The sequence below is a fragment of the Rubritepida flocculans DSM 14296 genome, from assembly GCF_000425365.1.
Taxonomy (GTDB): Bacteria; Pseudomonadota; Alphaproteobacteria; order Acetobacterales; family Acetobacteraceae; genus Roseococcus; species Roseococcus flocculans.
Genome location: NZ_AUDH01000004.1, coordinates 185,683 through 212,627, shown reverse-complemented (window position 1 = coordinate 212,627; position 26,945 = coordinate 185,683). Strand labels below are relative to the sequence as shown.

General features: G+C 74.6%; 21 protein-coding genes and 1 tRNA gene. 13 read left to right on the top strand and 9 right to left on the bottom strand.

The window, feature by feature from the left end; all coding sequences use genetic code 11:
- Positions 1 to 12 precede the first annotated feature (12 nt).
- From murA to H596_RS0106410, 9 genes are all read left to right on the top strand, one after another.
- Positions 13 to 1,275, top strand: a complete 1,263-nt coding sequence (gene murA, locus H596_RS0106450) for a UDP-N-acetylglucosamine 1-carboxyvinyltransferase (RefSeq protein ID WP_027284188.1) — start codon at positions 13 to 15, stop codon at positions 1,273 to 1,275.
- A complete protein-coding gene (gene hisG / locus H596_RS0106445) occupies positions 1,275 to 1,958 on the top strand; it encodes an ATP phosphoribosyltransferase (protein ID WP_027284187.1) in 684 nt (227 codons plus the stop codon). The genes murA and hisG overlap by 1 nt, the downstream gene beginning before the upstream one ends.
- Positions 1,955 to 3,250 (top strand): histidinol dehydrogenase, encoded by a 1,296-nt coding sequence (gene hisD, locus H596_RS0106440; RefSeq protein ID WP_027284186.1) that lies wholly within the window; start codon positions 1,955 to 1,957, stop codon positions 3,248 to 3,250. The genes hisG and hisD overlap by 4 nt, the downstream gene beginning before the upstream one ends.
- 95 nt (positions 3,251 to 3,345) lie before the next feature.
- On the top strand, positions 3,346 to 3,564 hold the full coding sequence (infA, locus tag H596_RS0106435) for a translation initiation factor IF-1 (protein ID WP_026033499.1): 219 nt from the start codon (positions 3,346 to 3,348) through the stop codon (positions 3,562 to 3,564).
- 119 nt (positions 3,565 to 3,683) lie between these two features.
- A complete protein-coding gene (locus H596_RS0106430) occupies positions 3,684 to 4,262 on the top strand; it encodes a Maf family protein (protein ID WP_027284185.1) in 579 nt (192 codons plus the stop codon).
- Positions 4,259 to 5,314: a ribonuclease E/G gene (locus H596_RS20415; protein ID WP_051212494.1), complete on the top strand. Its 1,056-nt coding sequence runs from the start codon at positions 4,259 to 4,261 to the stop codon at positions 5,312 to 5,314. The genes H596_RS0106430 and H596_RS20415 overlap by 4 nt, the downstream gene beginning before the upstream one ends.
- Positions 5,307 to 5,507: a DNA gyrase inhibitor YacG gene (locus H596_RS0106420; protein ID WP_027284183.1), complete on the top strand. Its 201-nt coding sequence runs from the start codon at positions 5,307 to 5,309 to the stop codon at positions 5,505 to 5,507. Before H596_RS20415 ends, H596_RS0106420 begins: the two co-directional genes overlap by 8 nt.
- Positions 5,508 to 5,620: 113 nt before the next feature.
- Positions 5,621 to 5,696: transfer RNA gene (locus tag H596_RS0106415), tRNA-Phe, on the top strand.
- Positions 5,697 to 5,742: 46 nt separating this feature from the next.
- A complete protein-coding gene (locus tag H596_RS0106410; protein ID WP_027284182.1) occupies positions 5,743 to 5,964 on the top strand; it encodes a hypothetical protein in 222 nt (73 codons plus the stop codon).
- Here the strand turns inward: H596_RS0106410 and H596_RS0106405 are convergent.
- From H596_RS0106405 to H596_RS20405, 4 genes are read right to left on the bottom strand one after another with little or no spacing between them, the layout of a single operon-like run.
- A complete protein-coding gene (locus H596_RS0106405; RefSeq protein ID WP_027284181.1) occupies positions 5,954 to 7,222 on the bottom strand; it encodes a glycosyltransferase in 1,269 nt (422 codons plus the stop codon). The genes H596_RS0106410 and H596_RS0106405 overlap by 11 nt on opposite strands.
- A complete protein-coding gene (locus H596_RS0106400) occupies positions 7,206 to 8,129 on the bottom strand; it encodes a lysophospholipid acyltransferase family protein (RefSeq protein WP_027284180.1) in 924 nt (307 codons plus the stop codon). The genes H596_RS0106405 and H596_RS0106400 overlap by 17 nt, the downstream gene beginning before the upstream one ends.
- Positions 8,126 to 9,574 carry a cytochrome P450 gene (locus tag H596_RS20410; protein WP_084602598.1) on the bottom strand — a complete coding sequence of 483 codons (1,449 nt, stop codon included), beginning with the start codon at positions 9,572 to 9,574 and terminating at the stop codon, positions 8,126 to 8,128. The genes H596_RS0106400 and H596_RS20410 overlap by 4 nt, the downstream gene beginning before the upstream one ends.
- Positions 9,558 to 10,340 (bottom strand): SDR family NAD(P)-dependent oxidoreductase, encoded by a 783-nt coding sequence (locus H596_RS20405; RefSeq protein WP_169579851.1) that lies wholly within the window; start codon positions 10,338 to 10,340, stop codon positions 9,558 to 9,560. Before H596_RS20405 ends, H596_RS20410 begins: the two co-directional genes overlap by 17 nt.
- 359 nt (positions 10,341 to 10,699) lie before the next feature.
- Between H596_RS20405 and H596_RS20400 the strand changes: the two genes are divergently transcribed.
- The 3 genes from H596_RS20400 to H596_RS20390 are packed head-to-tail and all read left to right on the top strand — an operon-like array spanning position 10,700 to position 20,018.
- Positions 10,700 to 17,968, top strand: coding sequence for a type I polyketide synthase (locus H596_RS20400; RefSeq protein ID WP_037300242.1), 7,269 nt, complete (start codon positions 10,700 to 10,702; stop codon positions 17,966 to 17,968).
- Entirely contained in the window at positions 17,932 to 19,368 is a 1,437-nt protein-coding gene (locus H596_RS20395) for an aminotransferase class I/II-fold pyridoxal phosphate-dependent enzyme (RefSeq protein WP_084602595.1), read from the top strand. Before H596_RS20400 ends, H596_RS20395 begins: the two co-directional genes overlap by 37 nt.
- Positions 19,365 to 20,018, top strand: coding sequence for a CDP-alcohol phosphatidyltransferase family protein (locus tag H596_RS20390; RefSeq protein ID WP_051212487.1), 654 nt, complete (start codon positions 19,365 to 19,367; stop codon positions 20,016 to 20,018). The genes H596_RS20395 and H596_RS20390 overlap by 4 nt, the downstream gene beginning before the upstream one ends.
- On the opposite strand, the gene gatB is transcribed toward H596_RS20390, so the two are convergent.
- From gatB to gatC, 3 genes are read right to left on the bottom strand one after another with little or no spacing between them, the layout of a single operon-like run.
- Positions 20,019 to 21,467, bottom strand: coding sequence for an Asp-tRNA(Asn)/Glu-tRNA(Gln) amidotransferase subunit GatB (gene gatB / locus H596_RS0106370; RefSeq protein WP_027284179.1), 1,449 nt, complete (start codon positions 21,465 to 21,467; stop codon positions 20,019 to 20,021).
- Positions 21,464 to 22,939: an Asp-tRNA(Asn)/Glu-tRNA(Gln) amidotransferase subunit GatA gene (gatA, locus tag H596_RS0106365; protein ID WP_027284178.1), complete on the bottom strand. Its 1,476-nt coding sequence runs from the start codon at positions 22,937 to 22,939 to the stop codon at positions 21,464 to 21,466. Before gatA ends, gatB begins: the two co-directional genes overlap by 4 nt.
- Positions 22,939 to 23,232 carry an Asp-tRNA(Asn)/Glu-tRNA(Gln) amidotransferase subunit GatC gene (gatC, locus tag H596_RS0106360; RefSeq protein WP_027284177.1) on the bottom strand — a complete coding sequence of 98 codons (294 nt, stop codon included), beginning with the start codon at positions 23,230 to 23,232 and terminating at the stop codon, positions 22,939 to 22,941. The genes gatA and gatC overlap by 1 nt, the downstream gene beginning before the upstream one ends.
- Before the next feature lie 45 nt (positions 23,233 to 23,277).
- On the opposite strand from gatC, the gene ruvX reads away from it, so the two are divergent.
- On the top strand, positions 23,278 to 23,757 hold the full coding sequence (gene ruvX / locus H596_RS0106355) for a Holliday junction resolvase RuvX (protein WP_027284176.1): 480 nt from the start codon (positions 23,278 to 23,280) through the stop codon (positions 23,755 to 23,757).
- On the opposite strand, the gene H596_RS20385 is transcribed toward ruvX, so the two are convergent.
- Together H596_RS20385 and H596_RS20380 are read right to left on the bottom strand one after the other, a co-directional pair.
- Positions 23,744 to 25,060, bottom strand: a complete 1,317-nt coding sequence (locus tag H596_RS20385) for an HlyD family type I secretion periplasmic adaptor subunit (RefSeq protein WP_051212484.1) — start codon at positions 25,058 to 25,060, stop codon at positions 23,744 to 23,746. The two genes, ruvX and H596_RS20385, sit on opposite strands and share 14 nt — an antisense overlap.
- Positions 25,057 to 26,835, bottom strand: a complete 1,779-nt coding sequence (locus H596_RS20380) for a type I secretion system permease/ATPase (protein ID WP_051212482.1) — start codon at positions 26,833 to 26,835, stop codon at positions 25,057 to 25,059. The genes H596_RS20385 and H596_RS20380 overlap by 4 nt, the downstream gene beginning before the upstream one ends.
- Between the last annotated feature and the right edge of the window lie 110 nt (positions 26,836 to 26,945).

The window sequence follows — 26,945 nt, the reverse complement described above, 5'->3', positions numbered from 1 at the left end:
CGGGCGGGGCTGATGGACCGCATCCGCATCCGCGGCGGCCGGCCGCTCTCGGGCAGCGTGCCCATCTCGGGCGCGAAGAACGCGGCGCTGCCGCTGATGGCCGCCGCCCTGCTCGGCGACGGGCCGCTCGTGCTGACCAACGCGCCCGACCTCGCGGACATCGCCACCATGCGCGCGCTGCTGGAGCAGCACGGGCTCAGCGTCGTGCACGACAAGGCGGCGCGCAGCCTCACCCTCTCGGGCGGTGCGGTCAATCTCGAGGCGCCCTACGACATCGTGCGCAAGATGCGCGCCTCGGTGCTGGTGCTCGGCCCGCTGCTGGCGCGCTACGGGCGGGCGCGCGTCTCGCTGCCCGGGGGCTGCGCCATCGGCACCCGGCCGGTGGATCTGCACATCAAGGGGCTCGAGCAGCTCGGCGCGCGCATCGAGATCAACCAGGGCTACATCGAAGCGAGCGCGCCGCCCGGAGGGCTCGTCGGGGCGCGGATCATCTTCCCCCAGGTCAGCGTGGGCGCGACCGAGAACCTGCTGATGGCCGCGACGCTGGCCAAGGGCGAGACGGAGCTGATCAACGCCGCGCGCGAGCCCGAGATCACCGACCTCGCCATGTGCCTCATGCGCATGGGCGCGCGCATCGAGGGCATCGGCACCGACCGGCTGCGCATCGAGGGCGGCGCCTCCCTCGGGCCGGCCACCCACCCCATCCTGCCCGACCGGATCGAGGCCGGCACCTATGCCTGCGCCGCGGCCATCACCGGCGGCAGCCTGCACCTGGAGGGCGCGCGGCTCGACCATCTCGGCGCGGTGGCCCGCGTGCTGCGCGAGGCGGGGGTGGATGTGGCCGAGACCAATTCCGGCCTCTCCGTCTCCCGGCTCAACGGGCTGCGCGGCGCCGACGTGATGACCGAGCCCTTCCCCGGCTTCGCCACCGACATGCAGGCGCAGTTCATGGCGCTGATGTGCGTGGCCGAAGGCGCCTCCATGATCACCGAGACGATCTTCGAGAACCGCTTCATGCATGTGCCCGAGCTGATGCGCATGGGCGCGCGCATCAACTTCCACGGGGCCTCGGCCATCGTGCGCGGCGTGCCCAAGCTCTCCGGAGCGCCGGTGATGGCGACCGACCTGCGCGCCTCCGTCTCGCTCGTGCTCGCCGGCCTCGCGGCCGAGGGCGAGACCATCGTCAACCGCGTCTATCACCTCGACCGCGGCTATGAGCGGGTGGAGGAGAAGCTCGCGGCCGTGGGCGCCGAGATCGAGAGGCTGCCGCGCTGATGGACCTGCCCCAGCCCTTCGCCGCGACACAGGCGGCCACGGGCCTCGTGCTCGCGCTGCCCAAGGGGCGCATCCTGAAGGAGCTCGCGCCGCTGCTGGCGCGCGCGGGCATCGCCCCCGCGCCCGACCTGATGGACGAGGACAGCCGCCGCCTGCGCTTCCCCACCAACGACGCGGCGCTCGACGTGATCCGCGTGCGGCCCTTCGACGTGGCCACCTTCGTCGCGCACGGCGCGGCGCAGATCGGCGTCTGCGGCGCCGATGTGCTGATGGAATACGACACGGACCAGATCTACGCCCCGCTCGACCTCGGCATCGGCCGCTGCCGCGTCTCGGTGGCCGAACAGGGCGGCACGGCGAGCGGCGAGGACGCCTCGCGCTGGTCGCGCATCGCGGTGGCGACGAAATACCCCAACATCGCCCGCCGCCACTTCGCCGCCCGCGGCATCCAGGCCGAGGTGGTGCACCTGAACGGCGCGATGGAGCTCGCCCCCTCCCTCGGCCTCGCGCGCGTCATCGTGGACCTGGTGCAGACCGGCTCCACGCTGAAGGCCAATGGGCTGGTCGAGACGGAGGTAATCGCCGAAGTCACCTCGCGCCTCATCGTCAACCGCACCGCGCTCAAGACGCGGCCCGAGGAGGTGGCGGCGCTGATCGCGCGCTTCCGCGCGGCGCTGGCATGAGGCGGCTCGACACCCGCGCGGCGGGCTTCGAGGCCGCCTTCGCCGCCCTGCTGGACGAGGCGCGCGAGACCACCCAGCGAGTGGACGCCGCCGTGGCGGAGATCATCGCCGCGATCCGCGCCGAGGGCGATGCGGCGCTGCTCCGCCTCACCGCGCGCTTCGACGGCTGGAGTCCGGCCGATGCGGCGGCGCTGCGCGTCGGCGAGGCGGAGGTGGACGCCGCCTGCGCCGCCATCCCGCCCGGGCTGATGGCTGCGCTCGACCTCGCGGCCGCGCGCATCGAGGCCTTCCACCGCGCCCAGATGCCCGCCGATCTCGAACTGCCAGGCGCGGACGGCGTGGCGCTCGGCCTGCGCTGGGGGCCGCTCGACGCGGTGGGCCTCTATGTGCCGGGCGGCAAGGCCGCCTACCCCTCCTCGGTGCTGATGAACGCCATTCCCGCGCGCGTGGCGGGGGTGGGGCGCATCGCCATGGCGGTGCCCGCGCCTGGGGGTGTGCTGAACCCGCTGGTGCTGGCCGCGGCCCGCCGCGCGGGGGTGAGCGAGATCTGGCGCATCGGCGGCGCCCAGGCGGTGGCCGCCCTCGCCTGGGGCACGGCCTCCCTCGCGCCGGTGGACCGCATCGTGGGCCCGGGCAACGCCTATGTGGCGGAGGCGAAGCGCCAGGTCTTCGGCCGGGTGGGGATCGATTCCATCGCCGGCCCCTCGGAGGTGGTGATCATCGCCGATGCGGCGAACGCGCCCGAGCACCTCGCCATGGACCTGCTCGCCCAGGCCGAGCACGACGAGGCCGCGCAATCCATCCTGATCACCGACGATCCGGCGCTCGCGGAGGCCACCGCCGCGGCCGTCGCGCGCGCGCTCGATGCTTTGCCCCGCGCGGCCATCGCCGGCGAGAGCTGGCGGCGGCACGGCGCGATCATCCTGGTGCGCGACATGGACGAGGCGGCGGCGCTGACCAACCGCCTCGCCCCCGAGCATCTGCAGCTCATGGTGGCCGAACCCCGCACGCTCTTCGCGCGCATCCGGCACGCGGGCGCGGCCTTCCTCGGCCGCCACACGCCCGAGGCCATCGGCGACTACGTGGCCGGGCCCAACCATGTGCTGCCCACCGGCCGCACCAGCCGCTTCGCCTCGGGGCTTTCGGTGTTCGACTTCCTGAAGCGCAGCACCTGGGTGGAGTGCGACGCGGCGGGGCTCGCGGCCATCGGCCCCGCGGCGGTGCGGCTGGCGGAGGCCGAGGGGCTCGACGCGCATGCCCGCAGCGTGGCGCTGCGCCTCGGAATCCCTTGACCGGCTTTCGTTCCGGGCGCATCTAACGGCCGCCGGCGCCGGGGGGCCGCCCGCGGCGCGATCACCCGCGCCCACCCCGCTGCTGAAGGATTGGAATGTCGAAAGAGGATATGATCGAGTTCAGCGGCCAGGTCGTTGAACTCCTCCCCAACGCCATGTTCCGCGTGAAGCTGGACAATGACCACATGGTGCTCGCCCACACCTCCGGGAAGATGCGCAAGAACCGCATTCGCGTCCTGGCGGGGGATCGGGTGAACGTCGAGATGACGCCCTATGACCTGACCAAGGGGCGGATCACCTTCCGGTTCAAGTGACGCGCTGGCCGGGCTGACGTGCAGGGGCGGGGCCCGCGGCGGCCGAAGGGCCGGCCCGGGGCGCGCATCCCGCCCGGGCCCGCTTCCCAGGTGCCGCGCCCTGCCCTAACCGCAGCGGCGTGACCGATTCCCCTCCCCTCTGGCTCGCCTCCGCCTCGCCCCGCCGGCAGGAGCTGCTTGCGCGCATCGGTGTGACGCCGGCGCGCATCCTCGCCACCGAGATTGACGAGACGCCCCGCAAGGGCGAGCTGCCGCGCCAGCTCGCAGCCCGGCTCGCCGAGGCGAAGGCGCGCGCGGTCGCATCGCCGGAAGCGCTGGTGATGGCCGCCGACACGGTGGTGGGCCTGGGCCGGCGCATCCTGGGCAAGCCGGCCGACGCGGAGGAGGCGCGGCGCTTCCTCGCGCTCCTCTCCGGGCGGCGGCACCAGGTCCACACGGGGGTGGCGCTCCTCCTGCCCGACGGGGCGATGCGCCGACGGCTCGTCACCACCACCCTCGCCTTCCAGCGCCTGACCGACCAGCAGATCGCCGCCTATGTCGAGACCGGCGAGTGGCGGGGCAAGGCGGGCGGCTACGCCCTCCAGGGCCGGGCGGAGATGTTCGTGCGCTTCCTCTCGGGCAGCCATTCCAACGTGGTGGGGCTGCCGCTCTTCGAGACGGCGCAGCTCCTGCGCGGCTGCGGCTGGCTGCGGCCGTGATCGAAATCCGCCTGGCGCGCAGCCCCGGCGAGCGGCGCGTCGCTCTGGTGAAACATGGCGTGCTGACCGGCTACCGGCTGGAGCGCCCCGCCCGGCCGGACGGGGTGGGCGACATCCTCCAGGGCCGCATCCTGGCCGTGGCGCCCGCGCTGGCCGGCGCCTTCGTGGCGCTCCCGGAGGGGGTGACAGGCTTCCTGCCCGAAAGCGAGGCGCCGGAGCGGCGCCTGCCGCCCGAGGGGACGCGCCTGACGCTGCGCGTCATCCGCGCCGCGCAGGGGGGCAAGGGCCCCCGCCTCTCCGCCCGCACGCCGCAGCTCCCGGGCGAGGGGCTGCTCGCCCGCGGCCCCGATCAGGCCCTGCGCTGGGCCGCGCAGCACCCCGCGGCACGGGTGGTGGTGGACGATGCGGCCGAGCAGGCGCGCCTCGTCGCCGCGCTGGGACGCGAGCGGGTGGTCCGCGGCCAAGCCTTCGACGAGGCGCTGGAGGCGGAGGTGGAGCAGCTCGAATCTCCCGAGGCGGCCCTGCCCGGCGGAGGGCGGCTCATCATCTCCCCCCTGCCCGCGCTGACGGCGGTGGACGTGGACTCGGGCGGGGCGGAGCCCATGGCCGCGAACAAAGCCGCCATCCCGGAGTTCGCGCGGCAGATCCGTCTGCGCGACCTCGCCGGGCCCATCCTGCTCGACCTCGCGGGGCTCTCGCCGAAGCAGCGCGCCAGGCTGGAGGCGCCGCTGCGCGCCGCGCTGGCGGGGGATGGGCTCGCCCAGCCGCTCGGCTTCGGGCCGCTCGGGCTGTTCGAGCTGCGCCGGGCGCGAATCCATCCGCCGCTGCACGAGGTGCTGGCCGATCGCGCCCTCGCGCGGGGGCTCGCGCTGCTGCGCCGCGCGGCCCGGGAGGCGTCGGCCGCGCCGCACCGCCGCCTCGCCCTGCATGCGCCCCGCGCCGTGCTGGAGGCGCTGCGCGCCCTGCCCGGCGCGCTGGAGGAATACGCAGCCAGCGCCGGCCATGCGCTGGCGCTGCGCGAAGCTTCCGCCGAGGAGGTGACCGATGCCTGAGCGCAACCCGCCGGGCCGACCGCGCTGCCCGGTCTGCGGCCGGCCCGCGCCCCCGCGCCAGCCGGGCGCGCGCGGCCCCTGGCCCTTCTGCTCGGACCGCTGCCGGCAGGTGGATCTCGGGCGCTGGCTCAGCGGCGCCTATGCGCTGCCGATGCAGGAGCCGCAGGCGCGCGCCGGAGAGGAGGAAGGCTGACAGGGGCAGCCGCGTTCCGCGACTCCCGGCGAGGCGCCTCCGCTCCCGGTGTAACCCCGCCCCCCCGGCTGGACACCCCCGCGCCCCTTCGCTATCACCCCGCGACCGACGGCGCCCAGGTAGCTCAGTTGGTAGAGCATGCGACTGAAAATCGCAGTGTCGCTGGTTCGATTCCGGCCCTGGGCACCACCTTCCTCCCGTCCCGCCACCGCCCCGTCTCTGCGAAGGGATCGCCATGTCCGACACCCTCCCCTTCCGCAGCGAGGTGAGCTTCAGCGCCCCGCAGGCGAATGACCGCTTCCAGGGAGAGCGGGTGCGCTATGCCGGCACGGTGGAGGGACAGATCCGCCTCGAGTTCTTCAACCGGACCGGCGAGCGCTGCACGCTGAGCTTTCCGGCGAAGGATCTCAAGTCGGTGCTCGATTTCCGCACCCTGTTCGGCTTGTTCAGGCGCTGAGCGCACGCGCGTAGCCGGCCAGCGCGGCGCAGCGCGCCTCGGCCGGCGGCGCGTCCCAGGCGGCGGCCAGGGCGCGCGCCTCGGCCTGCGGCCCCTCCTCCAGCAGCGCCGCCATGGCCGTCGCCCAGGCCTCCGCCGCCTCGGCCGGCAGCAGCCGCGCATACCCGCCCAGATACTCGCGGTGCACCGGGATGTCGGAGGCGAGCACCGGCACGCCCAGCGCCAGCGCCTCCTGCGCCGGATAGTCGAAACCCTCCTCCAGCGAGGGGGCGAGCAGAGCGCTGGCCGCGCCAAGCAGGCGTCGCAGCGCGGCATCGCTCAAGCCCTCAGCCCGGCGCAGCCAGGCCGGCCCCGTGCGCCCGCCAAGCGCCGCGACGGCGTCCGCCCCGGGCGCGCCCACCAGGACGAGGTCCACGGCGCAGCAGGCGTTGAGCCGCCGCATCGCCTCGATGACCGTGCCGAGGTTCTTGCGCGCCGTGAACAGCCCGGCCGCCACGAAGAAGGGCCGCGCAGGGCGCACCCTCTGAACCGGGCCGTGCAGCGTGGGCGGCAGCGGCAGCGGCATGGGCCGCGCCGGCGGCAGGGCCCAGCCCCGCGCCGCCGCCGTCGCCGCGATGCGCGCCGCCGAATCGCGCGAGTTGGTGGTCAGCGCGAAGCCGCCCGCCGCCAGGTGCGCGAACATCCGCGCGAAGGCCTCGGGCAGCCCGGGCACGGCGAAATCGGGCCGGCGCAGCGGAATGTCGTCATGCACATGGGCGAGTCGCGCACGGGCCGGGGCGAGGGCGGCGATCAGCCGCGGATCGTCGAGGTTGCGATGCGAGAGGTTCACATAGACCGCCCCCGCCAGCGCCTCCGGGCCCAGCACGGGGGCGCGGCGCGGGCGGAAGCGCAGATCGGCGATCGCCCAGGAGAGGCGCTCGGCAAGGCCCGGCCGCCCCTCGCCGGCGGCCAGGCGCAGCACGGGCAGGGCGCCGCCATCCCCCGCCAGATAGGCCGCGACGCGCCGGCAGCCCGCATCGCCCTCGCGCCCCGCCCAGCGCGCGAGCGCCCCGCCCGCCACCGCCACCGCCACGGCGCGCGGCAGCAGCCGCACCGCCCCGCCATCTGTGAAAACGAAGCCCGCCTCCGGGTCATGCCGCAGCAGGTGGTCGGCGAACAGCGCCTCGAAGCGGTCTATGCCGCCCGGCGCGCGCCGTCCCCCGCGCCAGAGCAGGCGCGAGAGATCGAGCAGCAGGCGCGGCTCAGTCGAGCGCGTCATCCAGGAAATACCACTGGTCCAGATGGGGCAGGATGGCGGGCTCGATCCACTCGTTCAGCAGCGTCACATCCGCGAGCAGCGCCGCCTCGCCCGTCTCGGCGCGGGGCGGCAGGCGCCGCGGCGGGTGGAACACCACGCGGAACCGGTTCCCGGGCAGGCGCAGCACCTGGTTGACGACGATCACCGCGTCGGTGGCGCGGGCGAGCCGCGCGGCGACGGCGAGGTTGCCGCGCGTGTGCGGCGGCCGGCCGAAGAAGGGCGCCATCAGCCGCCCCGCCCGCGCCTCGTCGCCGAAGACGGCCACCACCCGGCCCTCGCGCAGCTCGCGCAGCCCCTGGCGCACGCCGGCCAGCGTCGGCTCCAGCAGCCGCACGCCGAGCCGGCCGCGCAGGCCGCGCAGCACGCGCGTGGCGCCGGGGCTTTCGGCCTCTTCGTAGAAGGAGGAGAGCGGCACGCCGAGCTCGCGCAGCGCCGCGCCCAGCAGCTCCCAGTTGCCGGTGTGCAGCGAAAGGCCGAGCAGCGGCCCGGCCTTGTGCGCCGCCACCCCGGCCTCATGGCCCTGCATCTCCACCCGCCCGGCCGGGAACTGCCGCTCGACGGAGGCGATCTCGCCCACCAGCGAGGCGAGGTGGACGATGAAGCGGCTCGCCATCGCCTCGCGCTCGGCCTCGGGCAGATCGGGGCGCAGCCGCGCGAGGTTGCGCCGCGCGCCCTCCAGCACCCAGGGCCGGGCGAGGCGCAGCTCCGCCAGCGTGAAGCGCCGCGCCAGGCTGGGGCCGAGATCCATGGGCAGGCGGCGGAAGGCGGCGTCCAGCGCGATCTCCCACGCGTCGCGCGCGCGGTTGAGGAGGGTGGGGCGGCGCCGGGCGAGCCGCGCGGCCAGGATGGGGTTCGCCTCCTCGCTCACCGCGGCAGGGCCCGCACGAGAAGGGGCGCGCGCGGGCGCAGCGAGAGCCGCGCCACCGGCTCGGCCACCACGCCCGGGCGCAGCACGAGGCGGAAGCGCCGCGCGAGCGTGGCGAGGCAGATCATCGCCTCCGCCATGGCGAAGGCGAGGCCCGCGCAGACGCGGGGGCCGGCCGAGAAGGGGATGTAGCTGTAGGGCCGCGGCCGCGCCTCGCCCAGGAAGCGGTCGGGGCGGAAGGCGTGCGGCGCCTCCCAGAGATCGGGCGAGCGGTGCAGCAGCCAGGGGCAGACCAGCACCAGCGCGTCCTTCTCCACCTCCAGCTCGCCGATCCGCATGGCCTCGCCCGCCTGGCGGGGCAGGATGGGCACGGGCGGGTAGAGGCGCATCGCCTCCTCGATCACGGCGCGCGTGTAGGGCAGGCGCGGCAGGTCGTCGAGCGCCGCGCCCCCGGGCGGCAGGGCGGCGTCCAGCTCCGCGTGCAGGGCGGCCTCGGCCCAGGGGGCCTTGGCGAGCAGGTAGAAGGCCCAGGTGAGCACGGCGGCCGTGGTCTCATGGCCGGCCATGAAGATGGTCGCGGCCTCGTTGCGCACCGCGGCGAGCGCGGCCTCGCTCACCGCGCCCTCGCCGGCGCGGCGCAGCAGCCAGTCGAGGATGGAGCCCGCCTCGCCCTCGCCGCGCAGATGGCCCGCGACGAGCCCCTCGACCACCGCCTGCACCTCGGCCGCGGCCTCGCGCACGGGCCGCGCGCGGCCCTGCGCCCAGCCCTCGGGCCAGCCCAGGAAATAGCCGAGGTTGAAGCTGTCCACCGCGCCCTGGTAGCGGGCGAAGCCGCGCACGATGCGGCGCAGCGCCTCGGCGGGCAGGCGGCGGCCGAACACGCTGCGCGCGATGATGCCGGCGGTGAGCTCGGCCATCTCCGCCAGCAGGTCGTGCACGGCCTCGGGCCCGGCCTCGGCCCAGCGCGCGGCGAGCGCGCCGGCCGCCTCGCTCATCAGCGGCGCGAACTCCGGCAGGTGGCTGCGGTGGACGATGTCCGCCACGATCGGACGGCGCTGCCGCCAGGTCGCGCCGTCGCTGACGAAGAGCCCGTCGCCCAGCAGCGGCTCGAGGGAGCGGCGCATCATCGCGCCCTTGCGCTCGAAGGCGGCGTGGTGGGTGACGAAGACGGCGCGCACCGAATCCGGGTGGTTGAACACGCAGACCTGGCGGCGCAGCAGCCGGAAGCGGAAATCCGCGGCGGCGAAGGCCTCTTCCGTCCAGCCGGCGAGCAGGCTCTCGCGCGCGAGCAGCAGGGCGCGCAGGGGGCCGGGCGGCGCAGGCAATGGGGGCGGATGGGCGGGGAGGAGCGCGCCCTCCTCCACCCGCTCGACGAAGGCGGGGGCGGCGGCGAGGCGCGCCAGCACGCGGTCGAGCAGCCCAGGCATCGGCTCAGTCCCGCGGCTCATGCGCGGCCATGAGGCGGCGCTGGGCGCGGCGCAGCCCGGGCTCGATGAGCCAGGGCAGCCGGTGCAGCAGCGTCACGCCCAGGCCGGGGGTGACGTGGCGCCTGCCGCGCTCGGCGCCCTCCAGGATACGGCGCGCGACATGTTGCGGCGCAAAAATCCGATTGCCGCGCATGAAGATCTCTGCGACCCTTGGTCGTGCTTTCACCTCTTCCTGCAATTGCGGCGTGTCCGTGTCCGGCGGGAAGGCCGTGGTGACGGTGACGCCCGAAAGGCCGAGCTCGAGATGGAGGATATCCCCCAGGGCGCGCAGCGCGGCCTTGCCGGGCGCATAGCCCGAATAGCCGTAGAAGCTCCCCAGCGCCGCGGCCGAGGAGACGAGCACCACCCGCCCGCGCCCCGCGCGCCGCATGGCGGGCAGGCAGGCGCGCAGCAGGTTCACCGCGCCCTGGTAGTTGGTGGCCCATTGCGCCGCGTGGTCCTCGGCGGCGAGATCGGCAAAGCGGCCCGGGCGGACGATGCCCGCGCAGGCGATGCACCAGCCGGGCGCGCCGTGCCGTTGCACCGCCGCCGAGATCGCCGCCTCCAGAGGCCGGGCCTCACGCACATCGGCGGGCAGCGGCAGAAAGCGCGCACGCGCCTCGGGCGGCAGGGCGTCGCGCGCGGCGGCCAGCCGCTCCGCCCCGCGGGCGATGGCGAGAACCTGCGCGCCGCGCGCCAGCAGCCCCTGCGCGAGCGCCAGGCCGATGCCGCTGGAGGCACCGCTCACCACCGCGAGCACGCCACCCCTCGCCCCTCCGCAAGCCTCGACATGGATTGCAGGGTAACCCCTTTCGGCACTGCGAGAAACGGCCCTGCCCGCCGGCGCGCCCGTCATAGAGCAAGTCGAAGCCGGTGGTTGGCGCTGGCGATGGCTGGCGCCGGCCGGTTCATGCGATGGACGGGCATGGCCTGCCCTGCCCCTCCGGCGCCCCCGCATTCCGCGGCGCAGCTTCCTGCCCGGGCCTCGCCGCATGCAGGCGCATTGACGCGGCCGGGCGCCTGCCCCTATTCGAGAACAAAACAGAAGCTTGCAGGGCGGCTGAGCGCACCCCGCGCGGCCCGTCCGTTCCCGGGGAGCCACCCTTCTTGATCACCGTCCCGGATTCACCGCTCGGCATCCTCGGCATCGCCGCGCGGCTTCCGGGCGCGCCCGATCTCGGCGCGCTGTGGTCGGTGCTGGAAGAGCAGCGCTCCACCGTGACCGACCGCCCCCCGCCCGACCGCTGGCACCCCGAGCGCTTCCTCAACCCCAACCCACGCGTGCGCGGGGCCACCTACACCTTCGCCGGCGGCTATCTGCGCGAGGCGCACGCCTTCGACGCCCAGGCCTTCGGCCTTTCGCCGCGCGAGGCGGCGCAGATGGACCCCCAGCAGCGCCTCATGCTCGAGGTGGTGTGGGAGGCGCTGGAGGATGCGGGCATCCCCCCCTCCTCGCTCGCCGGGCGGGCGGTGGGCGTCTATGTCGGCGCCTCCGCCACAGACTACGCGGACGGGCCGCTGCTCGACCTCGGCGCCATCGAAGCGCATTTCATGACGGGCAACAGCCTGTCCATCATCTCCAACCGCGTCTCCTATGTCTTCGACCTCAAGGGCCCGAGCCTGACGCTGGACACGGCCTGCTCCTCCTCCGTCGTCGCGCTGGCCGAGGCCGCGATGGCGCTGGAGAGCGGGCGGATCGAGCTCGCCATCGTGGGCGGGGTGAACGTGCTCGCCTCGCCCGCGCCCTTCATCGGCTTCTCGCGCGCGGGGATGCTCTCCCCCACCGGCCGCTCGCGCCCCTTCTCGGCGCTGGCGGACGGCTATGTGCGCAGCGAGGGCGCGGTGGCGCTGGTGCTGGGCAAGCTCTCCGAGGCGCGGCGCTACGCCCGGCCGCGCGCGCTGCTGCGAGCCATCGGCGTGAACTCGGACGGGCGGACGAACGGCATCAACCTCCCCTCCGTCGAGGGGCAGCGCAGCCTGCTGACGGCCGTCTATGAGCGGGCGGGGATCGCCCCCTCCGCGCTCGACTTCGTGGAGGCGCACGGCACCGGCACCCGCGCGGGCGATCCGGTGGAGGCGCGCGCCATCGGCACCGCGCTGGGGCGCGGGCGCAATGCGCCGCTGCCGCTCGGTTCGGTGAAATCGAACGTCGGGCATCTGGAGGCGGCCTCGGGGCTCGCGGGCCTCGCCAAATGCGTGCTCGCGCTCGAGCATCGCCGCCTTCCGGCCAGCCTCTACCTCGAACAGCCCAACCCCGAGATCCCGATGGAGGAGCTCGGGCTCGCCCCGGCGGCTCAGCCGGTGGCGCTCGCCCCCGCGGGGCGGCTGCTGGCCGGGCTGTGCAACTACGGCTTCGGCGGCACCAACGCCCATGCCGTGCTGGAGAGCGCCCCCCTGCCCGAAACCGCCCCCCCGCGTGGCGAGGGGTGCGATGTGCTGCTGCTCTCCGCCCATACGCGCGAGGCGCTGCAGGCCCTGGCCGGCGACTACGCCCAGGCCCTGCGCGAGCACGATCCGCGCTCGCTGGCGGCCGAAGCGGAGGCGACGCGCGACCGGCTGCGCCATCGCCTGGTGCTCGACCTCGGCGCGCGCGGGGACGCCGTAGCGGAGCTGGAGGCCTTCCACCGCACCGGCCGCCCCGCCACGCCGGTCGCCGCGATCCAAGGCGAGGCGGCGGCCGCGCGCGCGCGCGTCGCCTTCGTCTTCTCCGGCAATGGCAGCCAGTGGCCGGGCATGGGCCGCGCCGCCTACCGGGCCAACCCCCGCTTCCGCGCCGCCTTCGACGAGATCGCGGCCATGGTGCGCGCCGAGGGCGGCGCCTGCCCGCTGGAGACCATGGAAGCTGCGGACTGCGCCGAGCGTCTGCGCCTGACCACCGCCGCGCAGCCGCTGATCTTCACCACCCAGATGGCGCTCGTGGCGGCGCTGGAGGCGGAGGGGCTGCGGCCCGATCTGGTGCTTGGCCATTCCGTGGGCGAAGTGGCCGCGGCCTGCTCCTCGGGCGCGCTCAGCCTCGCGGATGCGGTGCGCCTGATCGTGCGGCGCAGCGCGCAGCAGGAGTTCGCGCGCGACCTCGGCCGCATGGCCGTGCTCGCCTGCGACGGCGCGCGCGCGGCGGAGCTGCTGGCGGAGGCCGGCGGTGGGGAGGTGGAGGTGGCGGCGCTGAACGGCCCGGCCTCCACCACCATCTCCGGCACCCAGGAAGGGGTGGCCGCAGTGATCGCCGCGGCCCGGCGCGAGCGGCTGGCGGCGGTGCAGCTCGACATCGAATACCCTTTCCACAGCGCGCTGCTCGAGCCGGCGCGCGAGCCGCTGATCGCCGCCCTCTCGGACATCGCCCCGCGCCCGGCGCACACGCCCTTCCTCTCCACCGTGACCGGCCAGGCGGCGGCGGGCGAGACGCTGGACGCGGCCTACTGGTGGTCCAATGTGCGGGCGCCCGTGCTGTTCCAGCCGGCGGTGGAGGCGGCGCTGGCCGAGGCCGGTGTGGTGGTGGAGATCGGCCCCCGCCCCATCCTGGGCGGCGCGATCGCCGAGGTGGCGCGCGGCGCGGGCCGCCGCGCCGCCGTGCTGGCAAGCCTGACACAGGAGGCCCCTCCCCCCGGCAGCGACCCCATCCGGCGCATCGTGCTCGAGGCGCTGGCGCGCGGCGCCGACCCCGGCCCGCGCGAGCGCCCCGCGCCCAGCCCGCGCCGCGGCCCGCGCCGGCTGCCGCGCATGCGCTGGAACCGCGCGCGCTACCGCATCGAGCCGACCAAAGAGGCCTATGGCATCTACGGCGTGGAGCAGGTGCCGGTGCATCCTCTGCTGGGCGCGCGCATCGCGCCCGGCGGTGCGGAATGGCGCCACCTGCTGGGCGCCGACATGGTGCCTTTCCTGGCCGGGCACCGGGTGGATGGCGAGGTGGTGTTCCCCGCCACCGGCTACATCGAGATCATGATCGCCGCGGGGCGCGAGGCGCTGGGCACCGCACGGCTGCGCGTGGAAATGCTCGACGTGCTGCGCCCGCTGGTGCTCGAGCCGGGCGAACCGCGCGAGCTCAGCGTCACTTGGCATGAGGCCGAACGTGCCGTGCAGGTGCGCTCGCGCCGGCGCTTCGAGCCGGCGGAGAGCTTCGTGCTGCACGCCCGGGGCCTCGTCTCGCCGGAGCCCTCCGCCCAACCCCCGGCCCCGCCCGAGCCGCCCAACCTCGAATGGGAGGGGCGCGAGGCCGTCTACGCCGCGGCCGAGGCGGCGCGGATGAGCTATTCGGGCGCCTTCCGCGCCGTGGTGGCCTGCGGCCGCGCCGGCCCCGTCACCGTCTCCGAGATCGCGCCCAGCAGCCCCGACCTCGGCGCCTTCAAGGATGTCTTCGCGACCGACCCCGTCTCCTTCGACGCCGCCTTCCATGGGCTGATGCTCGGCATCGAGCGCGGGCCGGGAATCGTGGCGGGCGAGCTGCCGGTGCGGGTGGCGCGGCTGTCGCTGTACGAGCCGGGGCGCAAGGCGCACCGGGCGGTCGCGCGGCTCATCCGCCGCACGCGCGGGGCGCGGGTGTTCGACGTGGATCTGCTCTCGGCCTCGGGCTCGGTGGTGGCGCGGGCCGAGGGGGTGGTGATGCGCCGCGTCACCTACGCCGCCTCCCGCGCCGAGGACCGCGTGGTGCGCGTGCGCGAGGAGGAATGGGCGCCGGCGCGGCCCGACCTCGCCGCGGCGCTGGCCGGGCTGGCTCGCGCCACCGCCGACCAGCACGCCGCCGAACGCGAGGCGCTCGCGGCCTTCGCGCTTTCCGCCGCCGCGCGCGCCGTGCACGATGTGGCGGGACCGCGCTTCTCTCCCTCGGGCCCGGCGCGGCTGCCGCCCGGTGCGCGCACCGCGTGGCAGGCGCTGACCGACGCGCTGCTGGAGGCCGGGGTGCTGCGCCATGACGGGGCGCAGCTCGCCTTCACCCAGCCGTCCGAGCTGCCCTCGCCCGCCGAGGCGCTTCGCCTTCTTGCCCGCCGCGCCCCGGCCGCGCCGGCCGATCTGCGCCTCGCCGCGCATATGCTGGGCGCGCTGCCCGGGCTGCTCGCCACCGGCTTCCCCACGCCCGAGGGCGCGCCGCTCGCCGAGGCGATGGCGGCGCACTCCGTCTTTCTCGCCCCGGTGCTGGACGCGGCGCGACAGGTGGTGGAGCGCCTCGCCGCCGACCACCCCGAGCGGCAGCTTCGGCTCGGGCTCACGGAGAGCGCGCTGCCCGGCCTGCTGCCGCGGCTGCTGCCGCTGGCTCGGACGCGGCGGATCAGCCTGCGCCTGCTCACCGCCTCGCCGGAGGCGGCGGAGGGGGCGCTGGCGCGGCTCGGCGCGCGCGAGGTCGTGGGCATCGGCGACCCGGCGTCCGAGGAGGAATCCCAGAGCCTCGACCTGATTCTTGCGGTCGCCGCCCAGCCGCTCGGCGAGGGCAGCCCCTCCGCGCTAGACCTGCTGCGCGCCCTGGCGCGGACGGATTGCCCGGTTCTGCTGGCCTCGCCGGCGCACCACACGGCGATTGACCTGCTGCACGCCGCCACACCCGACTGGTTCCGCCTCTCGCTCACGCCCGAGGAGCCGGTGGGCGCCTGGCCCTTCCCCGAGGAGACGGACGCGGCGCTCCTCGGCGCTGGCCTCCGGCCCGCCTGCGCGCCGGCCCTCCTTCCGGATGGCTCGCGCCTGCTGGCCCTGGTGCCGGAGGCGCTGCCGCCGCCCGCCAGCGCGCCCGCACCGCGCAGGGGCGAGGGTCTCGCGCTGTTCGGGCTGCGCGCGGCGGCGATGGAGCGCCTCGCGCAATGGCTGCCCGGGGCGGAGCTGCGCAGTTTCCCCGAACCCGCCGCTCTCGCCGCCGCGCTGGCCGAGCGCAGCCAAGCCCCCGGCCGGCCAGCCGTGGCGGTGGACCTCGACCTCCCCCGCCCCAGCCCGGTGCGCGAGGCGCTGGCCGGGCGGATCCTGCGCCTGCGCGGCCTGGCCATGGCGCTGGCCCGGCAGGGAGGGAACCCGCGCCTCTACGTCGTCTGCGAGGAGGAGGACGCCGTGGCGCACGCCACCGCCGCCTTCGGCCGCGTGCTGATGAACGAGTTCCCCGAGATCGACGTGGTGCTGCTGCGCACCGAGCCGGGCTGCCCCGGCGCGGCGATCGAGGAGGCGCTGCGCCGAAGCCTCGCCGGGCCGCTGACCGAGCGCGAGGTGATGGTGCGCGGCCGCGGCCTCTCGGTACCGCGGGCGGTGCGCGTGGGTGCGCCGCTGCGCGCCCCTCAGCCGGGGCGCGAGCGCTCCCGCCTCGTCGCCGAGCCCGGCGGGCTCGACCGGCTGGCTTGGCGCATCGAGCCGCGGCGGCCGCCCCGGGCGGGCGAGGTCGAGGTGGAGGTCGCCGCGACCGGCCTCAACTTTCGCGACATCATGCTTGGCCTCGACGTGCTGGACGACGAAATCCTGGGCGAGGGGCTGACCAACGGCGCGCTCGGCTTCGAGTTCGCCGGGCGCATCCGCGCTCTCGGGCCGGAGGTGGGGGGGTTTTCGCCCGGCGATGTGGTGATGGGCTTCGCCGCCGACGCCTTCGCCTCGCACGTCACCGTGCCGCAGGGGCAGATCTTCCGGGCCCCGCGCGGGCTGTCCGCCGAGGCGGCGGCGGCCATCCCGGTCGCCTTCGTCACGGCTTGGCATGCGCTGGTGGAGACGGCGCGGCTGCGTGCGGGCGAGACCGTGCTGATCCATGGCGGCGCTGGGGGCGTGGGACTCGCCGCGCTGCAGATCGCGAAGCTCCAGGGCGCGCGGGTGGTCGCCGCCGCGGGCACGGCCGAGAAGCGCGAGCTGCTGCGCCATCTCGGCGCGGACATCGCCGTGGATTCGCGCAGCCCCAACCTCGAGGAGGAGGTGCGCGCCGCCACCGGCGGGGTGGATGTGGCGCTGAACTCCGTCGCCGGCGACGCGATGCGCGCGACGCTGCGGCTGCTCAAGCCCTTCGGCCGGTTCGTGGAACTGGGCAAGCGGGACTTCCTCGACAACACCCGCCTGCCGCTGCGCCCCTTCGTGCGCAACCTCGCCTATTTCGGGGTGGACCTCGATCAGCTTCTGCGCCACGCGCCGCATGTGGCGGCCGAGGCGGCGCGCCGGGTGATCGAGGCCTTCGAGGCGGGCGCGCTGCACCCCATCCCCTATCAGATCTTCGAAGGGGCCTCGGCGCCCGAGGCCTTCCGGCTGATGCAGGCCTCGGGGCATGTGGGCAAGCTGCTGGTGCGGCCCGCCCCGCAGGGCGTCGCGGCCGGCGAGGGCCAGCCCGCCTTCCGCCCCGGGCCGGGGGCGCATGTGGTGCTGGGCGGCACAGGCGGCTTCGGCCTTGCGACCGCGCTGTGGCTGGCCGAAAGGGGGGCGCGCACCGTGATCGTCGCCTCGCGTCGGGGCGAGATCGCGCCCGAGGCGGCGGCGCGGGTGCAGGCGGCCGAGGCGCGCGGCTGCCGGATCCTGGCCGAGCGGCTCGATGTGACCGTCACCGAGGAGGTGATCGCCGCCGTCGCGCGCTGGCGGCAGGAGCATGGCGCCATTGCGGGCGTGATCCACAGCGCCATGGTGCTGGACGACGGCATGATCATCGGCCTCACCCCTGAGCGCCTGCACAGCGTTCTGGCCCCGAAGGTGGACGGCATGCGCGCGCTGGCCGCCGCCACGGAAGGCCATGGGCTGGACTACCTCGTGGCCTATTCCTCCACGACCACGCTGGTCGGCAGCCCGGGCCAGGCGGCCTATGTGGCGGCCAACGCCTATCTGGAAGGGGCCGTTCTGGAACTGCGTGCGCGGGGCGTGCCGGCGCTGGCCGTCTGCTGGGGCGCGATCTCGGATGTGGGGATCATCGCCCGCACCCAGGGGCTCGGGGAGCGGCTGCGCGCCTCGACCGGCGTGGCGGGCGTGCCGGCCCGCGAGGCGCTGGAGCATCTGGGCGCTCTGCTCGCCGCCCCGCGCGCCGCGCCCGCCATCAGCAGCTATTCGGTGCTGCGCTGGTCCCCTTCGGCGTCCAAGCTCGCCACGTTGCGCGGGCCCTATTTCGGCCAGGTTTTCGGCCCGGGCGCGCAGCGCATGGGCGCCGCCGGCGAGGAGACGCTCGACTTCTCGAAGCTCCCGCGCGAGGAGGCGCAGCGCCGCCTCGCCGAGGTGGTGCGCGAGGAGGTGGCGCGCATCTTGCGCCTGCCCGTCGAGGACGTGGACCCCGACCGGCCGCTGATCGATGTGGGGCTCGACTCGCTCATGGCGCTCGAACTGCGGCTGATGCTGGAAAAGCGCACAGGCCTCGAGTTGCCGATGCTGGCGCTGGGCGGCGGCCGTTCTGTTCAGGAACTGGTCAGCCGCATGCTGGCATCCCATCCCGGGGCGGATCGGGCCGGGAAGGCCTGAGCCCGGCAATCGCACGCGACCCAGAGGGCAGGCCAGGACGCGATGGAGGACAGGGCGAGAGGCGGCATCGAGGGCGGAGCGGGGCCGGATGCGGGCGCCAGTGGGGAAGCGCCCCTGCCCGGCGCCCCCACCCGACACCGCCGACCGGCGCCGAGCGCCGGCGCGAGCGGCTGCGAGCCGCGCAGCTTGCCCCCGCCCGCCCCAGCCCCTCCTTCGCCGAGCATCCCGCCTATCTCGAGATCACCCGCGGCCGGGCGCTGACACGACTCGCGGGGCTGCGCGATCCCTACTACCGCCGGCACGAGGGGCGCGCGGGGCCGCACACGCGCCTCGACGGCCGGGCGCTGCTGAACTTCACGAGCTACGACTATCTCGGCCTCAACGGCCACCCCGAGGTGCTGGCCGCCCATCGGGAGGCGGCGGAGCGCTTCGGCACCACCGTCTCCGGCAGCCGCCTCACCTCGGGCGAGCGCGAGGTGCACGCCGCGCTGGAGGCGGCGCTGGCCGAGACCTACGCCGCCGAGGCGGGGCTGCTCTTCGTCAGCGGCCACGCCACGCCCGCCTCGCTGTTCCAGGCGATCCTCGGCCCCGGGGATCTGATCCTGCACGATGCGCTGATGCACAACTGCGCCGTGGTGGGCGCGGCCGGCGTGCGCTGCCACCGCCGGGCCTTCCGCCACAACGACCTCGACCATCTCGAGCGCATGCTGGCGCGCAGCCGGCACGAGCACGGCCATGTGCTCATCGTCACCGAGGGCCTGTTCTCCATGGACGGCGACGGCGCGCCGCTGGAGGCGCTGCTGCGCATCAAGGAGCGCTACGGCGCCTGGCTGATGGTGGACGAGGCCCATGCGCTGGGCACGCTCGGCCACACGGGGCGCGGCAGCCACGAGCATGCGGGGATCGATCCCGCCCGGGTGGACATCTGGTTCGGCACCCTCTCCAAGGCCCTGGTGAGCTGCGGGGGCTATGTCTGCGGCTCGCGCGCGCTGATCGACATCCTGCGCGCCCGCGCTCCCGGCCTCGTCTATTCCGTGGGTATGCCCGCGCCGACGGCGGCCGCGAGCCTCGCCGCGCTGCGGATCATGCGCCGCGAGCCCGAGCGCGTGGCGCGGCTGCAGGCGTTGAGCAGCCGCTTCCACGAGGGGCTGCGCCGCGCCGGGGCAGAGATGGGCACCGCCTGGGGCGTGGCCATCCTGCCCGCCATCATCGGGACGGATCTGGCCACGCTGCAGGCGGCCGAGGCGCTGGAAGCACGGGGCGTGCTGGCCTTTCCCGTGGTCCAGCCCGGCGTACCCGAGGGGGCGGCGCGGCTGCGTTTCTTCATCTCCGCCGCCCACCGGGAAGAGGAGCTGGACCAGGCGCTGGCCGCCATCGGCGAGGTGCTGCCGCGGCGATGACCACCATCCGCCGCAACAAGGGCCTGCTCGCCGGGCCCGAGGCGGCCGTGCTCGACGCCCTCACCCCGCGCCTGCCAGCCTGGGTGACGCCCGACCGGCTCTCGGCGCTGGGCGTGCTGGGCGCGGGGTTCGCCGGGCTCGGCTTCGCCTTCGCGCTCGATCACCGAGGGTTCCTGCTGCTGGCCTGCCTGGGGCTGGTCCTGAACTGGCTCGGGGATTCGCTCGACGGGCGGCTCGCACGGCATCGCGGCATCGAGCGGCCCGCCATGGGCTTCCTGCTCGACAACGGGCTGGACACGCTGAGCTACTTCCTCTTCGCCACCGGCTATGCCGTCTCGGGCCTCGTCTGGGCGCCGGTGCCCTTCATCCTGCTCGCCCTCTACTACATGTTGGCGAACCTCGCGCTGGCGCGGCTTGCTGTCACCGGCGTGTTCGACCTCTCGGTGGGCGCGATCGGCACCACGGAAATCCGCGCGGGCCTCGTCATCGTCGCGGGTGCGGTGGCCGTGATGAGCAATGCCGCCATCCAGGCGCCTCTGCTGTTCGGCTTCGCGATCTTCGACCTGCTCTGCTTCGCCTGGATGGCGCTGATGATCGTCTCCTACCTGCTCACCCTGCGCGCGGACGTGAACAGCGCCCGGCGCGAGTGATCAGCCGAGCTTCGCCTTCAGCACCTCGTTGACCAGCGCGGGGTTGCCCTTGCCCGCCATGGCCTTCATGGTCTGGCCCACGAAGAAGCCGAACAGCTTGTCCTTGCCGGCGCGGTATTCCGCCACCTTGTCGGCGTTGGCGGCCAGCACCGCCTCCACCGCCGCCTCGATGGCGCCCGCATCCGTCACCTGCCTCAGGCCCCGCTTCTCGACGATGGCGCCGGGCGGCTCGTCGGCCTCCAGCATCGCCTCGAACACCTCCTTGGCGAGCTTGCCCGAGAGCGTGCCGTCGGTGATCAGGTCGAGCAGCTCGCCCAGATGCTTGGCACTCACGGGGCTGTCGGTGACGCTGCGCTTGAGGCGGTTCAGCGCGGCGAAATACTCGCCCGTCACCCAGTTGGCGGCGAGCTTGGCGTCGCGCCCGCGCGCCACCTCCTCGAAGAAGGCCGCCGTCTCGCGCTCGATGGTCAGCACATGGGCGTCATAGGGCGTGAGGCCCATGGCGATGTAGCGCGCCCGGCGCTGGTCGGGCAGTTCGGGCAGGCTGGCCCTGAGCTGGTTCACCCAGCTCTGCTCCAGAACCAGCGGCGGCAGGTCGGGGTCGGGGAAGTAGCGGTAGTCGTGCGCGTCCTCCTTCGAGCGCATGGAGCGCGTCACGCCGCGCGCCACGTCGAAGAGGCGGGTTTCCTGCTCGACCGTGCCGCCCGACTCCCAGACTTCGATCTGGCGTCGCGCCTCGGCCTCGACGGCCTGCATGACGAACTTCACGCTGTTGACGTTCTTCACCTCGCAGCGCGTGCGGTAGCCCTCGCCGGGCCGGCGCACGCTCACGTTCACGTCGGCGCGCATGGAGCCCTCGTCCATGTTGCCGTCGCAGGTGCCGAGGTAGCGCATGATCTGGCGCAGCTTGGCGAGGTAGGCGCCGGCTTCCTCGGGGCTGCGCATGTCGGGCTCGCTCACGATCTCCATGAGCGCCACGCCGCTGCGGTTGAGGTCGATGAAGGATTTCGTCGGGTGCTGGTCGTGCAGGGACTTGCCGGCATCCTGCTCGAGGTGCAGGCGCGTGATGCCGATGGTCTTCGTCGTGCCGTCCGCGAGGGTGATCTCCACCGCGCCGCGCCCCACGATGGGGTGGGCGTACTGGCTGATCTGGTAGCCCTGCGGCAGGTCCGCGTAGAAGTAGTTCTTGCGGTCGAAGCGCGACCAGAGATGGATCTCGGCGTTGAGCCCGAGCCCGGTGCGCACGGCCTGCGCGATGCACTCCTCGTTGATCACGGGCAGCATGCCGGGGAAGCCCGCGTCCACGAAGCTGACCTGGCTGTTGGGCTCCGCGCCGAAGGCCGTGGCGGCCCCGCTGAACAGCTTGGCCTTGGAGAGCACCTGGGCGTGGACCTCGAGGCCGATCACGACCTCCCAGGGGCCGGTTTCGCCTTGGATGGTGTAGCTCATGCCATGATCCCCGGCTTTGCGTCGAACCCCGCCGCGCGCTCGATCGCCCCGCCCACGGCGAACACCGTCTCCTCGTCGAAGGCACGGCCGATCACCTGCAGCCCGAGCGGCAGCCCCTGCGCATCGAGCCCGGCCGGCACCGCGAGCCCCGGCAGCCCCGCGAGGTTCGCCGTCACGGTGAACACGTCGTTGAGGTACATCGTCACCGGGTCGTCCTGCTTTTCGTCCATGGCGAAGGCGGCGGAGGGGGTGGCCGGCGTCACGATGGCGTCGCATTGCGCCCAGGCCTCCTCGAAGTCGCGGCGGATCAGCGCGCGCACCTTCTGCGCCTTGAGGTAGTAGGCGTCGTAATAGCCCGCACTCAGCACATAGGTGCCGATCATGATGCGCCGGCGCACCTCCGCGCCGAAGCCGCGCGCGCGGGTGCGCTCGTACAGATCCTTCAGGTCCGCGCCGTTCTCGCGCAGCCCGAAGCGCACGCCGTCGTAGCGGGCAAGGTTGGAGGAGGCCTCGGCCGGCGCCACCACGTAATAGGTGGGCAGCGCGTATTTCGTGTGCGGCAGGCTAATGGGCACCGTCTCCGCACCCGCCTCGCGCAGCCAGGCCAGGCCCTGCTCCCACAGCGCCTCGATCTCGGCGGGCATGCCGGGCAGGCGGTATTCCTCCGGCACGCCGATGCGCAGCCCCTTCACCCCGCGCGCCACCGCGGCGCGGAAATCGGGCACGGGGAGGTTCGCGCTCGTGCTGTCCTTCGGGTCATGGCCGGCCATGGAGGAGAGGAGGATCGCGTTGTCCTCCACCGTGCGCGCCACCGGCCCCGCCTGGTCGAGCGAGGAGGCGAAGGCCACGATCCCCCAGCGCGAGCAGCGCCCGTAGGTCGGCTTGATGCCGGCGATGCCGCAGAAGGCCGCGGGCTGGCGGATGGAGCCGCCGGTGTCGGTGGCGGTGGCGCCCATCGCCAGCCTTGCGGCGACCGCCGCGGCCGAGCCGCCCGAGGAGCCGCCCGGCACCAGCCGCTTCGAGGGATCATTGGCGCGCGACCAGGGGTTCTCCACCGGGCCGAAGGCGCTGGTGAGGTTGGAGGAGCCCATGGCGAACTCGTCCATGTTCAGCTTGCCCAGGAACACCGCCCCGTCGCGCTTGAGGTTCGCGGTCACGGTGCTCTCGTAGGGCGGCACGAAGGGGCCAAGGATGCGCGAGGCGGCCGTGGTCCTCACCCCTTCGGTGCAGAACAGATCCTTGATGCCGAGGGGGATGCCCTCGAGCGGCCCCGCCTCGCCCTTCGCGCGCCGGGCATCGGAGGCGCGCGCCGCCTCCCGCGCCGCCTCGGCGGTGACGGTGATGTAGGCGTTGAGCCGCGGGTTGAGCCGCTCGATGGCGTCGAGGAAGGCGTCGGTCAGTTCGAGCGACGAAATCTCGCGCCTCTCGAGCGCATCCAGACCCTGGGCGAGAGTGAGATCCGTCGGGCGCATCACTCGACCACCTTCGGCACCGCGAAATACGCGCCCTCTCGGTCGGGGGCGTTGGCCAGCACCTTCTCGGCGATGCCGCCATCGGTCACCGCATCGGCGCGCCAGGGCAGCCGCGCCTCGCCGGGCGCGCCGCCCGCCATGGGCTCCACCCCCTCCGTGTCCACCTGTTGCAACTGCTCGATCCAGCCGAGAATCCCGTTGAGTTCGCCCCGCAGGGTCTCCACCTCCGACTCCTCCAGGCGAAGACGGGCCAGGTTGGCGACGCGACGCACCGTCGCGGCATCGAGCGACATGACATCCACTTCCGTTCGTGAGGGTCGGGCCGCATAAGGCCCCGCATGGCTCTCTCCACCATGGCGGCGCTGCGCGCAAGCCTGCCGCGCGGGGCGCGGCTGATTGGCCTCGATCCTGGGCGGCGGATCATCGGCCTTGCTCTTTCGGACGTGACGCTGCTGCTCGCGTCGCCCTATGCGGCGCTGAAGCGGGGCAGGCTGCGCGACAATGCGGCCGAGATCGCCGCCATCGCCCGCAAGGAGGGGGCGGGGGGGCTGGTGGTGGGGCTGCCGCTTTCCATGGACGGCAGCCTCGGCCCCGCCGCCCAGGCGGCGCGGGACTGGGCGCTGGCGCTGAGCGAAGCGACGGGCCTGCCCTGCGCGCTGTGGGATGAGCGGCTCTCCTCCGCAGCGGTGAACCGGGCGATGATCGAGGAGGCCGATCTCAGCCGCCGCAAGCGCGCCGCGGCGGTGGACGCGGCCGCCGCCACCTGGATGCTGCAGGCGGCGCTGGACGCGACGCGCGGGCCGATCAGTTCTCCGTGAAGGCGCGGCGCATGCTCTCGCGCAGTGGCTGGGTGAGGTAGCGCCAGAGGCTGCGCTGCCCGGTGACGATATGCGCCTCCACCGGCATGCCGGGGGCGAGGAACACGCCGGGCAGCCGCTCGATCTGCCCGGGCACGAGGGTGATAAAGGCGCGGTAATAGGTCATCCGCGTCTGCGGGTCGTTCGTCGCGTCCGCCGCGACGAAGCTGACGCGACCCTCGAGCGCCGGGACGACGCCCTGGCGGAAGGCGGTCAGGCGCACATCCGCGCGCAACCCCACATGCACCATGTCGATGTCGAGGGGCTGGATCTGCACCTCCGCCACCAGCGCGTCCTGATCGGGCACGAGGTCCATCAGCGGATCGCCGGGGCGCACCACCCCGCCCACCGTGAACAGGCGAAGGTTGACGATGGTGCCCGCCTCGGGCGCCAGGATTTCGCGCCGCTGGGCGACGTCCTCGGCGGCGCGCAGCCGCTCCTCCGTCTCGGCGAGCCGCCCGGCCACCTCGCGCGATTCGGCCGCGACCTCCTGCACGCGGGCGTTGCGGGCGTTGCGCGCGAGGCTCTGCGCCTCGGCCACCTGCGCCTCGGCGCGGGCGATCTGCGCGATCAGCTCCTCGATGGTCCCCTCGGCGCCCGCACGGGCGCGCTGCACGGCCAGGAGTTCGGGCAGGCGCGACAGGCCCTGGCTCACCAGGCCGCGCCGCATCGCCTCCTCCTGGATCACCAGCTCGAGCTGACGGCGGGCGGCGCGGAGCTGCCCCTGGGCGGCCTCCATGGAGGCGCGGCCCTGCTGCTCGCGCGCCTCGGCGATGGCGAGCTGGCTCTCCAGCGCCGCGCGGCGGGCGGCGAAGAGCGCGGCCTGCCCGGCCATCGCCTCGCGCGCGCGGGGATCTTCGCTGCGGCGCAGCCAGTCGGGGAAGGCGATGGCGGGCGCGTCCTCGGCCTCGGCGGCGAGGCGGGCGGCCTGGGCGGCCAGCGCCGCGCGGGTCGCGCGCAACGCCTCGCGCGTGCTTTCGGCCTGGATGGTGTCCAGGCGCATCACCACCTGGCCCGCCTGCACCCGGTCTCCGTCGCGCACGAGGATCTCGCGCACCACGCCGCCCTCGAGGTGCTGCAGAGTCCGGCGCATGCCCTCGACGCGGATCTGGCCGGGGGCGAGGGTGGCCTCGGCCAGCGGCGCGAGGGTGGCCCAGGCCATGAAGCCGCCGAACAGGCCGATGCACACCAGCAGGCCGAAGCCCAGCACCCGCCGGGTGGGCGGGCGTTCGGCGTCGAAGGGCGCGGCGGCGCTGGCGCTCATGCCCCGCCTCCGGTCGCCGCGGGCGGGGGCGCGCCGGGGGGCGGACGCAAGGCCGCCACCCCGGGCGGCAGCGGCATGCCCGCGCGCGGGCCGCCCATCAGCCGCGCCAGCACCTCATCGCGCGGGCCGAAGGCCTCCACCGCGCCCTCGCGCAGCACCATCACCTTGTCCACCGCCTTGAGCAGCGCGGGGCGGTGCGAAACGACGACGAAGCTCGTCCCCGCCGCCTTGAGCGAGAGCAGCGCTTCGGTCAGCCGCGCCTCGGTCTCGCCGTCGAGGTTGGAGTTGGGCTCGTCGAGCAGCAGGAGCTTCGGCCCGCCATAGAGGGCGCGGGCGAGGCCGATCATCTGCCGCTGCCCGCCCGAGAGGTGCTGGCCGCCCTCGCCGATCTCGGTGTCGTAGCCCTGGGGAAGGCGCAGGATCATGTCGTGGCAGGCGGCGCGCCGGGCGGCGGCGAAGGCGGCCTCCGGGTCGGGCGGGCCGAGCCGGGTGATGTTCTCGAGCACGGTGCCGGAGAACAGTTCCACCTCCTGCGGCAGATAGCCGACATGGCGCCCGAAATCCTCGCGCGGCCAGAGGAACACATCCGCCCCGTCGAGGCGCACGGTGCCCTGCTGCGGCGGCAGGCTTCCGGCGAGCAGCCGCAGCAGGGTGGATTTCCCCGCCGCCGAGGGCCCGATCAGCGCCAGCCCCTCGCCGGGCGAGAGCGCGAGGCTCACCCCCTTGATCAGCGGGGCGCCCTGGCCGGCGAAGCCGAAGACCACGCGCTCCGCCGTGAGCCGCCCCTCCGTGACGGGCGGGGCGGTGCCCGTGGGGCGTAGCGGCGGGCGTGCGAGGAAGGCGCGCAGCCGCGCGCGCGCCTGGCGCGCCAGCACGAGCTGCCGCCAGCCGCCGATGAGCTGCTCCACGGGCGCGAGGGCGCGGGCCATGATGATGGAGGCAGCGATGGAGGCGCCGGGCGTGGCTTCCTGGCGCAGCACCAGGAAGGCCCCGAGCCCGAGCACCGCCACCTGCACCCCGAAGCGGGCGAACTTGGTGGCGGCGAGGATGATGGCCGAACGGTCGCCCGCCTTGAGCAGCCCGGGCTGCGCCTCGGCGAGGCGGCGCTGCCAGCGTTCGCGCACCGCCCGGCCCATGCCCAGCGCATCGATGGCCAGCGCGTTGCGCGCCATGGCCTCCGCACTGCGCTGCGCGGCCGTGACGGTCGGCGCGGCCTCGCGCAGCAGCCGCGCCGTCAGCGCCTCGGACAGCACGGTCAGGCCGAAGAGGGCCAGCGCGCCGCCGAGCGCCACCCAGCCGAGCAGCGGGTGGATGAGGAAGATCACCGCGAAATAGACCGGGGCCCAGGGGATGTCGTTCAGCACGAGCGAGGACGGCGAGGCGAGGAAGCCGCGCAGCGTCTGCAGATCGCGCAGCGCCTCCATGCCGGCGGGCTGGCCGCGAAGCTGCGCCTCCAGCGCGCGGTCGAACACGGCCGGCGCGGCGCGCCACTCCACCCAGGCGGCGAGGCGCTGCATCACGATGCTGCGCGTCGCTTCCAGCACAGCCATAACCACCAAGCCGAAGACGGTGATGACGGTGAGGTGGATCAGCGTGTCAATGTTCCGCGCGGCCAGCACCCGGTCGAAGAGCTGGAGCATGTACAGCGGCACGACGAGCTGCAGCGCGTTCACCACGCCCGAAAAGGCGAAGACCGCCAAGAACTGCGCCCGCACCGACTCGAGGGCGCGTTCCAGCGGATCCTTGCGCGCGGGCCGGCCGGCGGTCTCAGACATGCTGCGTCATCCTGGCGCCTGCCCGGCGGCGCGCCGCGCGCCGCCCAGGCGCTGCGAGGTAACACGCGGCGCGGTGCCTTCCAACGCCCATCCTCCCCCGCCGCCCCCAT